The organism is Burkholderia sp. ZZQ-2 (assembly GCF_050768715.1).
GTDB classification, from domain to species: domain Bacteria; phylum Pseudomonadota; class Gammaproteobacteria; order Burkholderiales; family Burkholderiaceae; genus Burkholderia; species Burkholderia cepacia.
In genome coordinates, this window is the sequence record NZ_LDVA01000311.1 from 1 (window position 1) to 11,324 (window position 11,324).

At 65.5% G+C, this 11,324-nt stretch carries 9 protein-coding genes; all 9 read left to right on the forward strand.

What is annotated here, in order from left to right; translation table 11 throughout:
- A partial coding sequence (locus ABY44_RS27975) for a MotA/TolQ/ExbB proton channel family protein (protein WP_431642796.1) occupies window positions 1-735 on the forward strand: 735 nt, incomplete at its 5' end.
- Between the two features lie 20 nt (window positions 736-755).
- Window positions 756-1,178, forward strand: a complete 423-nt coding sequence (locus ABY44_RS27980; protein ID WP_021160935.1) for an ExbD/TolR family protein — start codon at window positions 756-758, stop codon at window positions 1,176-1,178.
- A 372-nt stretch (window positions 1,179-1,550) separates the two neighbouring features.
- The gene (locus ABY44_RS27985) at window positions 1,551-1,982 is read left to right on the forward strand and encodes an ExbD/TolR family protein (RefSeq protein WP_048022780.1); all 432 of its coding nucleotides are present in this window, start codon (window positions 1,551-1,553) and stop codon (window positions 1,980-1,982) included.
- Between the two features lie 16 nt (window positions 1,983-1,998).
- Complete coding sequence (locus ABY44_RS27990) at window positions 1,999-3,189, forward strand: tetratricopeptide repeat protein (protein WP_060174525.1); 1,191 nt, start codon at window positions 1,999-2,001, stop codon at window positions 3,187-3,189.
- Window positions 3,190-3,505: 316 nt separating this feature from the next.
- On the forward strand, window positions 3,506-4,081 hold the full coding sequence (locus tag ABY44_RS27995; RefSeq protein ID WP_027787334.1) for a helix-turn-helix domain-containing protein: 576 nt from the start codon (window positions 3,506-3,508) through the stop codon (window positions 4,079-4,081).
- A gap of 316 nt (window positions 4,082-4,397) precedes the next feature.
- Window positions 4,398-7,196 (forward strand): TonB-dependent receptor, encoded by a 2,799-nt coding sequence (locus tag ABY44_RS28000; protein ID WP_060174524.1) that lies wholly within the window; start codon window positions 4,398-4,400, stop codon window positions 7,194-7,196.
- Window positions 7,197-7,516: 320 nt separating this feature from the next.
- Window positions 7,517-9,370: an extracellular solute-binding protein gene (locus ABY44_RS28005; RefSeq protein ID WP_431642802.1), complete on the forward strand. Its 1,854-nt coding sequence runs from the start codon at window positions 7,517-7,519 to the stop codon at window positions 9,368-9,370.
- A 13-nt stretch (window positions 9,371-9,383) separates the two neighbouring features.
- Complete coding sequence (locus ABY44_RS28010; protein WP_059696686.1) at window positions 9,384-10,436, forward strand: microcin C ABC transporter permease YejB; 1,053 nt, start codon at window positions 9,384-9,386, stop codon at window positions 10,434-10,436.
- Window positions 10,390-11,324 (forward strand): ABC transporter permease (locus ABY44_RS28015; protein WP_431642800.1); only part of this gene is annotated, 935 nt, incomplete at its 3' end. The genes ABY44_RS28010 and ABY44_RS28015, both read left to right, overlap by 47 nt.

An 11,324-nucleotide genomic window follows, 5' to 3' on the forward strand; every position in this document is an offset into this window, starting at 1 on the left:
CCGCCCGCGCCGGCCACGACGGAAGCGGTCGAGAACCCGTACGGGCTCGGCGCGCTATGGAAGAACGGCGACTTCGTCGCCCGTTTCGTGCTGATCCTGCTGGTGATCATGTCGATGGGGAGCTGGTACATCATGATCACGAAGTTCCTGGAACAGTTGCGCGCCAACCGCCGCGCGAAACTGGCAGATGCGCAACTCTGGTCCGCACCGTCGCTGGCCGAGGGCGCCAGGCTCCTCGACGAGGCGTCACCGTTCCGGTTCATCGCCGAAACGGCGATCGAGGCCGGCGAGCATCATGAAGATGCGCTGCTGGAAGCCGTGGACCGCAACACGTGGATCGACGTATCGGTCGAGCGCTCGATCACGAACGTGTCGAACCGCATGCAGGACGGGCTCGCATTCCTGGCCACGGTGGGCTCCACGGCGCCGTTCGTCGGGCTGTTCGGCACGGTCTGGGGGATTTATCACGCGCTGACCGCCATCGGCATCGCCGGCCAGGCGTCGATCGACAAGGTCGCGGGCCCGGTGGGCGAGGCGCTCATCATGACCGCTATCGGCCTCGCCGTCGCGGTGCCCGCGGTGCTCGGCTACAACTTCCTGGTCCGGCGCAACAAGTCGGTGATGGAGCGGGTTCGCAACTTCGGCGCGCAACTGCACACGGTGCTGCTGGCCGGCAATCGGCGCCCGGTACGCGCGGCGTCCTCGTCGCCGGCCGCGGCGTCGCTTGCGAACTGACCGCCTGACGGAGACGCGCGATGGCCATGAACGTCGGGCAGGACGATAGCGACGAGGTGATCGCCAACATCAACACGACGCCGCTCGTCGACGTGATGCTGGTGTTGCTGATCATCTTCCTGATCACGATCCCGGTCGTGACGCACACGATCCAGCTTCAGTTGCCGAAGGAGACGGTGCAACCACTGCAGACGACGCCGAAGAGCATCGAGATCGCGGTGAACCGCGATGGCGACTTCTTCTGGGGCGAACAGCTGGTGGATGCGCAGACACTGCTCGCGAAGCTGAAGGACGTGTCGCAGCAGCAGCCGCAGCCGAGCGTCCACGTGCGCGGCGACCAGAACACGCGTTACGAGTTCATCGGCCGGGTGGTCACGATGTGCGAGCGCGCGGGGATTGCGAAACTGTCGTTCATTACGGAGCCGCCCGCACGCGGTGGCTAGTCGTGGACGGGAATCTTGGTGAGAGGGCGGGCTGGCGGTTGGGGTTGATGCACTGACGCTGGTTGGCCTTGGGGCATGGGGTCGGTGTAGGTGCTGAAGCATTAATGCTGATTGATTGCGAAGCATGGGGGCGGCGTAAGTGCTGAAGCACCAACGCTGATCGACCGCGAAGCATGGGACCAGCGTAAGCGCTAAAGCACCAACGCTGATCGACTGCGAAGCATGGGACCAGCGTAAGCGCTAAAGCACTAACGCTGATCGACCGCGAAGCATGGGATCAGCGTAAGTGCTAAAGCACTAACGCTGATCGACAGCGAAGCATGGGATCAGCGTAAGTGCTAAAGCACTAACGCTGATCGACAGGAGTCGACGATGGGAATGAATGTGCCTTCGGGCGGAAGCAATGCCGAACCGGAAGTGATGGTCGATATCAACACCACGCCGCTGATCGATGTGATGCTGGTGTTGCTGATCATGCTGATCATCACGATCCCGATTCAGATGCATTCGGTGAAGATGGACCTGCCGGTGGGTAACCCGCCGCCGCCGGCCACGCCGCCGGAAATCGTGCAGATCGACATCGACTTCGACGGCACGACGACGTGGAACGGTGCACCGGTGCCGGACCGCACGGCGCTCGAGGCGAAACTGACCCAGGTGGCGGCGGAACCCGTGCAGGCGGAAATCCACCTGCGCCCCAACAAGCTGGTGCCGTACAAGGACGTGGCCGCCGTGCTCGCGTCCGCGCAACGCGTGGGCGCGACCAAGATCGGCCTGATCGGTAACGAACAGTTCATGCAATGACGACACGGACGAGCCGATGAACCAGCGACGATGGAAACGGATGATGGCGGTGGCGGCGCTCGGCGCGGCAGGCTTGCTCGGACGCCCGGCATTACCGGCGGACGCGCTGCGGCCGGACGTGGCAAAGCCATTGGCGGCCGCACAGGACCTGTACCGGGCGCACAAGTATCGCGATGCACTGGGCAAGATCGCCCAGGCGGCGGCCGTGCCGAACCGGACGCCGTACGAAACCTACATGGTGGAGGAGATGCGCGGCGCGGCCGCGATGGCGGCAGGCGACTCGAGCACGGCCGCGCAGGCCTACGAGGCCGTGCTGAACTCGGGGCGGCTGTCGGGCGAGGACGAGCAGCGGACCACGGCGGCACTGGCCGGCATCTACTTTCAGCAGAAGAACTACCCGCTGGCGATCCGGATTGCACAGCGCTACCTGAAGGCAGGCGGATCCGATCCGGAAATGCGCACGCTGCTCACGCAGTCGTACTACCTGTCGAACGATTGCACACCGCTCGTGAGCCAGTTGAAAGCGAGCACCGACGCGCAGGCGAACGGCGGACACGCGCCGGATGAAGGGCAGTTGCAGATGCTTGCGACCTGCGCGCAGAAAGTGAAGGACGGCAACGCGTATCGCGGTGCGCTCGGGCTGCTGGTGGCTTACCACCCGAGCCCCGCGTACTGGGACGAAATGGTCACGGCGATTCGCGGCAACCCGGGGTATCTGCCGTCGCTCGATCTCGACATCTACCGGTTGCGCCGGGCGACGGGCTCGCTCGCGACAGCCGACGCGTACATGGAAATGACGCAGCTCGCGCTGGTGGCAGGGTCGCCCGCCGAAGGCAAGCAGGTGATCGACCAGGGGTTCGCGTCCGGCGTACTCGGCAAGGACGCACAGGCGGATCGCGAGAAGCGGCTGCAGGCGCTCGCGGCAAAGCGCGCGCAATCGGGCGGGGAAGCCGCGACGCCGGCTGCGCCGATCGACGCGGGTATGAACCTCGTCTTCGCAGGCAAGGCGCAGCAGGGCCTGCCGATGATGGAGCAGGCGATCGCGAAGGGCGGGCTCGAGCATCCGGACGCGGCGCGACTGCGGCTCGGAGAGGCGTATTACGTGGCCGGTCAGAAGGCGCGTGCGGTCCAGGTGCTGCGCACGGTCAAGGGCACCGACGGTTCCGCCGACCTCGCACGGCTCTGGACCGTGGTGGCATCCCGCTAACGCAACGCACGGGCACGACGGCTCGCGGCGCGGGAGCGGGCGTGGTCGGTGAGCGGAAATCGGTGCGCCGCTCAGACGGCACCGATGCATGAAGGGCAGGTCAGCCGAGGGAAAAGGGGCAGCCTTGTTGATTAGTAAACCGAATGAAATGTGCAGGATCGGCACGGCCGAGCGATGCCGGTGCCGCGCCGCACCACGCGCGGCGTGCACGCCGCGACAGCGTGCAGCCGGGTATCGCGCCGGGCCGGTCGCGTCATGGCATCGGTCGAGGCTTGACGACATCAAACCGATTTCGACTGCGAGGGTCCGTCTTTCCATGGTTTTACCCCCTGATGAGTCGGTGCTCGTCGCCGTGTCGCTAGGCAACAAGATCCGGGCGCTGCGCCAGCGCCTCAAACTCACGCTCGATGAAACGTCGACGATCGCCGGCATTTCGAAGCCGTTCCTGTCGCAGGTCGAGCGTGGGCGGGCGACGCCGTCGATCACGTCGCTGGTCCGGATCGCAAAGGCGTTGGGCGTGACGATGCAGTACTTCATCGACACGCCGACGGAGGCGCGCTCGGTATGCCGCGGCAATGCGCTGCAGTATTTCCAGTTCACCAACTCGGCCAGCCGGTTCGCCCGGCTGACGAATCTGGTGGACGGCCGCAAGCTCGACGCGATCCTCGTCAGGATGCCGGCGGGGCAGTTGTCGTCCGAGATGACGACGCACGCGGGCGAGGAGTTCGTCTATGTGTTGCGCGGGCAGGTGGCGCTGACGCTCGAGGATTGCACGTTCACGCTGAACGAGGGCGATACCGCGCATTACGAATCGACGATGCCTCATGCGTGGCGCAACACGGCCGACGAAGAGGCGGTGATCGTCTGGGTCGGCACGCCCAGGCTGTTCTAGCAAGGGCGGCCGGCGCGGCGAGCCGTCAGGAAGGAGAGGTACCCGATCGGTAGCGGATGCCGGTCGAATCGGCAGGAAGCAGGTAATGCGCTCAATGTAGGTGTTTAGTATGGCGAATCAAAATATAAAGCGACGGTGATGCTGAATGGTGCTGGTGCCCCGAAGCCGAGCCGTTCGAGTCGTGGCGGTAGAAAACGTGGCAATCGAAGGCGTGGCAATCGCGGGTTCCGTTACACGGTCACCCAGGACGCGCAAGGAATTCACAAGGTTCCGGCGCGCAGCAGGTGGGGTCTTACTACGAGCGAGAGGGAACAAGATGAAGCAGAGAGTTTTGGCGTTGGCCATCAAGAGGATAGTCTGGGCGGAGCTGGCGCTGACGGCAGCATTGGCGCCGCCGGCGTTTGCCCAGAGCCAGCCGGCGCCGGGCGCCGTCGCGATCGCGGATGCGGTCGCGAACGGCGCGCCCGTGACCGTTGCACAGGCGGGCGGCACGCCGGATGCCGCCGCTGCCACGGGCGCCGCGGCGCCCGACGCGGCAGCGAGCGCGGCAACGGAGGCCACGCCCGCCGCATCCGGCGCGAACGGGCAGGGCAAGGTCGCGCAGATCAAGCGCTTCGAAGTGACGGGTTCGCTGATCCGGCAGGCCGACAAGACCGGTTTTCAGCAGGTGCAGACGATCACGCCGAAGGAAATCCAGGCCAGCGGCGCGGTGACCGTCACCGACTTCCTGCGCGATGCGGCGGCCAACTCGGCGAACAGCTGGGGTGAAGGGCAATCGGGCAACTTCGCGGCCGGCGCGGCCGGTATCGCGCTGCGCGGCCTGTCCGAGAAGTACACGCTCGTGATGATCGACGGCCAGCGCGTCGCACCTTACGCATTCTTCTCGAACAGCGTCGACTCGTTCTTCGACCTCAACACGATCCCGCTCAACGATATCGAGCGGATCGAAATCGTGAAGACGGGCGCCGTGTCGCAGTATGGTTCGGACGCGATCGGCGGGGTCGTCAACATCATCACGAAACACAATTTCCGCGGCCTGCAGCTCGACGGCAGCCTCGGCAGCGCGATCAATGCCGGCAACGGCGACGGCACGACGAAGTTCGGCGTGCTCGGCGGCTTCGGCGACCTGAACGCCGACCGCTTCAACGTGACGGCCGCGCTCAGCTACTACAAGTCGAACGGCTTCACGCTGGCCGATCGCGATTCGACGCGCAACCAGGACTTCACGGGCAAGCCGGGCGGCTTCTCGCTGCTCGCGCCGTCGTACTGGAACATGCCCGGTGGTGTCGCGCAGGCGCTGAGCGGGGGCTGTCCGTTCGGCGGCTCGGTCCATCAGGCCGCGTCGAATTCGCTGTCGTCCGGATCGCCGGGCACGATCTGCGCGTACAACACGGCTGAAAGCACGTCGATCCTGCCGATGACCGAGCGCCTGAACGCGAAGCTCCACGGGGACTTCAAGATCGACGACAAGACGACCGCGTTCGCGGATTTCCTCGAGAGCTACAACACGACCACGACCAACGACGGCCTGTGGAACAACGTGATCGGCAACCCGCAGAACCCGGCGCTCGTCTGGAATCCGCAGACGAAGCTGCTGTCGCCGTTCAACTACACGGTACCGGTCAGCAACCCGTACAACACGACGGGCGCGGCCACGCCGCTCACCTACGCGTTTCCGAACACGGTCGCGCAGAAGACCTGGGCGAACTACTGGCGTGCGGCCGCCGGCATCAAGGGGTCGTTCACGCTGCCGTACGGCGACTGGGACTGGGCGACGTCGGTCAGCCACTCGCAGAGCACGGTGTCGAACGTGTTCACGAACCAGCTGAACGTCAACGCGCTGAACAACATCTACCAGAACGGCACGTTGAATTTTGCGAACCCGGCGGCGACGCCGAACGCGCTCAACGGGCTGTTCCAGGAAGCGAACAACCTCGGTATCTCGAAGCTCGACACGATCGACGCGACGCTGTCGACGCCGAACCTGTTCCGTCTGCCGGCTGGTGACGTGGGGATCGGTTTCGGCGCGCAGTTCACGCACCAGAGCGAAGTGCTGACGCCGGGCTCCGAATACCTGAGCGGGGCGGTCGTTACCCCGGACCTCGAGACGGTGAACGGCCAGCGCAACGTCGCGGCCGTCTATTACCAGATCAACGTGCCGATCCTCGAGAACCTGACGTTCAGCCAGGCCGGCCGCTATGACCACTACACGGACGTGGGCGGTGCCTTCTCGCCGCGCTTCGCGTTGCGCTACCAGCCGATCAAGGCCCTCACGCTGTATACGTCGTACAACCGCGGCTTCCGCGCGCCGACCTTCGTCGAGGACAGCAAGTCGCAGACGCTCGGCATCCAGGTCGATCCGGCCACCGGCCAGAACTACACGTCGATCACCGTCGGCAACCCGAACCTCGCGCCGGAACGCACGCGCAACTTCAATATCGGCTTCCAGGTATCGCCGAGCCGCTACACGGATCTCGGCTTCGACTGGTACAAGATCCGCATCGACAACGTGATCGGCCAGGGCGCGCCGTCGCAGGTCGTGACCGATCCGACGACGGGCCAGCTGCTGTACAAGATGATTCCGTACCAGAACCTCGGTTACCTCGATACGAACGGCTTCGAAGGCACGTTCCGCCAAGGCTTGCCGCTCAAGGGCTGGGGCACGGTCACGCTGTCGGGCGACTGGGCGTACATCAACAGCTACAAGATCGGCTTCCCGGGCGGCACGCCGGTCAACGGCGCGGGCAACAACTTCACGATCACGCAGCCGTTCGGCGGCAGCTTCCCGCGCTGGCGCGGCAACACGACGCTGGACTGGAACTACCGGAAGTTCGATGCGGCGCTGACGTGGCAGTTCACGGGCCCGTACGCGCAGAACCTGCTGCCGGCGCCCGCGCCGTCGAAGGTCGGCTCGTACAGCCAGTTCAACCTGATGATGACGTACACGGGCTTCAAGAACTGGACGATCTACGGCGGCATCAACAACCTCTTCAACCGCACGCCGCCGTACGACCCGATCTTCGCGAACGGCACGCTGGACCAGAGCGGGTACGACACGTCGGTCTATTCGTACATCGGCCGGTTCGCGCAGGTCGGCGCGACGTACAAGTTCTGACGGCGATCGTTATGCGCTGACAGGCTTTGGACAGGCCGCTCCACGTCCACTACCCCCTTTTCGGGGCGGCCTTTTTTCGCCTGACGCCACGACGTCCCGTAACCGGGCCGCGCGGCGGCGCAGTTGATCCGATCGTGTACAGCACGAACCCCACGCGGGACGCGGCCGGCATGCGGCGTCGTCCGGCACAGGCATCGACCGTGCGTAGGCAGCGCGCCCGCACGCTTCCGGACAGACTGACCATGAGACTGTTGAATGGGCGACGGGCACGCGTGCCGCGCCACTCGCACCTGACGCGCCTGAAGCGCACGCATGCGCGGATGCGTGCCGCCGCGCGCGCCGCGCTGCTTGCGTGCGCCGCGTGGCTCGTGTCGGGCGGCGTCATGCCGCAGGCCGCGCTCGCCGTGCCGGCGATCTCGCAATACGACCATCCGAAGTATCCGCCGGGTTTCACGCATTTCGACTACGCGAATCCGGATGCACCGGACAGCGGCACGCTCGATTTCGAAAACTACGACGAAGCGCAAAGCTACGACTCGCTGAACCCGTTTCTCGTGCGCGGCTCGCCCGCACCGGACATCAAGAACCTGATGTTCGACACACTGATGCAGCGCAGCTGGGACGAGCTCGCATCCGAATACGCGCTGATCGCCGACGACGTCGAGGTCGCGCCCGACGGGCTGTCGGCGACGTTCCACCTCGATCCGGCCGCACGCTTCTCGAACGGCGACCCGATCACCGCGGCCGACGTCAGGTATTCGTTCGATACGCTGACGAGCCCGCAGGCCTCGCCGCTGTACAACGCGCAGTTCTCGATCATCAGGCGTGCGGTGGTCGTCGACGGCCACACGGTGCGCTTCGAGTTCAAGCACGCGGAGCGCGACGCCGCGCTGATCGCGGGCGACCTGCCGGTGTTCTCGCCGAAGTGGGGGCAGCGTGCGGACGGCACGCGGCCGCCGTTCGACCAGATCGCGACGGTTCCGCCGATCGCGAGCGGCCCGTACCTGATCGAGCAGCGCAAGAACGACAAGCAGATCGTCTATGTGCGCAACCCGCACTACTGGGCGGCGAACCTGCCGTCGCGACGCGGCATGTTCCGCTTCGCGCGCGTGTCGTTCAAGCTGTACCTGGATCAGTACACGGCGCTCGAGGCATTCAAGGCCGGCGACATCGACGCGCGCATGGAATACAGCGCGACGCAATGGGCGCGCAAGTACGTCGGCAAGAACTTCCGCAACGGCATGCTCGAGCGCGGCGAGTTTCCTGACGGCCCCGCGCAGATGCAGGGCTTTTTGATCAACATGCGCAAGCCGATGTTCCGGGACGTGCGGGTGCGGCACGCGCTCGCGCTGGCGTTCGACTTTGACTGGATGAGCCGGATGATGTTCTACGGGCAGTATCGCCGTACCAACAGCTTCTGGGAGGCGAGCCCGTTTGCGGCAACCGGCATGCCGAGCGAGAAGGAGCGCGCGTTGCTCGAACCGTTCCGCTCGACGCTGCCTCCGGAGGTGTTCGGCCCGATGGTCCGGCAGCCGTCGACGCTGCCGCCCGGCTCGTTGCGTGCGAACCTGAAGCAGGCGCGCGACCTGCTCGCGCAGGCGGGCTGGCGTTACCGCGACGGCGCGCTGCGCGACGCGAACGGCACGCCGATGACGATCGAGATCATCGACGACCAGCCCGGCATGGACCGCCTGATCCTGCCGTACACGCAGGCGCTCGCGATGCTCGGCATCCACGCGTACCTGCGCGAGATCGACAGCGCGGTCTACCTGAAGCGGCTCGACAACTTCGAGTACGACATGACGACGTACATCTACCTGCCCGTGACGATCCCGGGTGCCGAGCTGACGCGCCGCTTCGGCAGCGCGGCTGCGTCGCAGCCGGGCTCCGAGAACTATCCGGGCGTGAAGTCGAAGGCCGTCGACGCGCTGATCCGCGCGGCGCTCGCGGCCGACACGTTCGACGATCTCGAGACGGCCACGCACGCGCTCGACCGCGTGCTGATCAACCTTTACGCGCTGATTCCGCAGTACTACCTGCCGAATGCGCGGATCGCGTACAAGACGACGCTCGGCCACCCGGCGATCGTGCCGAATTCCTATCAGTACGAAGACTGGATCATCGACTACTGGTACGTGAAGCATCCGGCGGCGAAACCCATGCCGGCGGCCTGACGGGGGAACGACGATGCTCGCATACATACTCAGGCGGTTGCTGCTGATGGTCCCGACGCTGATCGGGGTGGTGACGATCACGTTCGCGGTCACGCAGTTCGTGCCGGGTGGGCCGGTCGAACAGGTGCTCGCGCAGTTGCGCCACGGCAGTGCGCGCGGCGGGGAGGCGGGCGGCGGAGGCGGCGGCTACCACGGCAGCCAGGGCGTCGACCCGCAGCAGATCGAACAGATCCGCAAGCAGTTCGGCTTCGACAGGCCGCCGCTCGAACGCTATGTGCTGATGCTGAAGAGTTATGCGACGTTCGACCTCGGCCAGTCCTATTTCGCGCATCGCAGCGTGTGGGCGGTCATTCGCTCGAAGCTGCCGGTGTCGATCACGCTCGGGATGTGGACGGTGATCCTCACGTACCTGGTGTCGGTGCCGCTCGGCATCGCGAAGGCGGTGCGCAACGGGTCGCGGTTCGACACCGTGACGAGCGTGCTGGTGCTGGCCGGCTACGCGGTGCCGGGCTTCGTGCTCGGCGTGCTGCTGCTGATGCTGTTCGGCGGCGGCACGTTCTGGCAGGTGTTCCCGATGCGCGGGCTCACGTCCGACAACTTCGACGACCTGACGCTGATCGGAAAGGCGCTCGACTATCTGTGGCACATCGTGATGCCGGTGACGGCGTCGGTGGTCGGCAACTTCGCGATCGTCACGATCCTGACCAAGAACACGTTCCTCGATGAAATCGGCCGACAGTACGTGCTGACCGCCCGCGCGAAAGGCGTACCCGAGCGCGACGTGCTGTGGAAGCACGTGCTGCGCAACGCGGCGATCCCGCTGCTGACCGGGCTGCCGGCCGCGTTTGTCGGTGCATTCCTGAACGGCAACCTGCTGATCGAGACACTGTTCTCGCTCGACGGCATGGGGCAACTGTCATACGACTCGGTGATCCGCCGCGACTATCCGGTCGTGCTCGGCTCGCTGTTCCTGTTCACGCTCATCGGTCTTCTGACCAAACTCATCGCGGATATCTGCTATGTCCTCGTCGACCCCCGTATCCAGTTCAACAGCCTGGACCGCTGACCAGGCATGCGCGGCGTGCGCGGCCTCGCCGTCGCCGTGGCGGCGCACATGGTTGCGTTTTCGCACGCAGCCGCTCGGCTACTGGAGTTTCGTGATCTTCGTCGCGCTGTTCGCGATCAGCCTGTTCGCCGACGTGCTGTCGAACGACCGTCCGCTCGTGCTGCGGTATGACGGGCACTACGCGTTCCCGATCGTGACGGATTATCCGGAAACGCGCTTTGGCGGCGATTTTCCCGCGAAGACGAACTATCTCGACCCTGCCATTCGCGCGAACCTCGACGCGCGCGGCAACTTCGCGATCTTCCCGCCGAACCGCTATCGTTACGACACAATCGACTATTTCGCGTCGCGCCCGTATCCGGCGCCGCCGTCGTCGAGCAACTGGCTCGGCACCGACCAGTTCGGGCGCGACGTGCTCGCGCGGCTGCTGTACGGGTTCCGGCTGTCGGTGCTGATGGCGTTCGCGCTGACCGCGTCGGGCATGCTGATCGGCGTGCTCGCGGGGGCGGTGCAGGGTTTCTACGGCGGGCGCACCGACCTGATCGGCCAGCGCCTGATCGAGATCTGGAGCGCGCTGCCTGACCTGTACCTGCTGATCATCTTCGCGTCGATCTTCACGCCGTCGCTGTGGCTGCTGTTCGTGCTGCTGTCGATGTTCGGCTGGCTCGTGCTGTCCGACTACGTCCGCGCCGAATTCCTGCGCAACCGCGCGCTCGACTACGTGAAAGCGGCACGCACGATGGGGCTGTCGAACGCACAGATCATCTGGAGGCACGTGCTGCCGAACAGCCTGACGCCGGTGATCACGTTCCTGCCGTTCCGGATGAGCGCGGCGATCCTGTCGCTGACGAGCCTCGACTTCCTGGGGCTCGGCGTGCCGCCGCCGAC

Excerpts from the sequence above, each read along its gene's own strand:
- ABY44_RS27980 (WP_021160935.1), top strand. The coding sequence starts at position 756 with ATGGCCATGAACGTCGGGCAGGACGATAGCGACGAGGTGATCGCCAAC.
- ABY44_RS27985 (WP_048022780.1), top strand. The coding sequence starts at position 1,551 with ATGGGAATGAATGTGCCTTCGGGCGGAAGCAATGCCGAACCGGAAGTG.
- ABY44_RS27990 (WP_060174525.1), top strand. The coding sequence starts at position 1,999 with ATGAACCAGCGACGATGGAAACGGATGATGGCGGTGGCGGCGCTCGGC.
- ABY44_RS27995 (WP_027787334.1), top strand. The coding sequence starts at position 3,506 with ATGGTTTTACCCCCTGATGAGTCGGTGCTCGTCGCCGTGTCGCTAGGC.
- ABY44_RS28000 (WP_060174524.1), top strand. The coding sequence starts at position 4,398 with ATGAAGCAGAGAGTTTTGGCGTTGGCCATCAAGAGGATAGTCTGGGCG.
- ABY44_RS28005 (WP_431642802.1), top strand. The coding sequence starts at position 7,517 with ATGCGTGCCGCCGCGCGCGCCGCGCTGCTTGCGTGCGCCGCGTGGCTC.
- ABY44_RS28010 (WP_059696686.1), top strand. The coding sequence starts at position 9,384 with ATGCTCGCATACATACTCAGGCGGTTGCTGCTGATGGTCCCGACGCTG.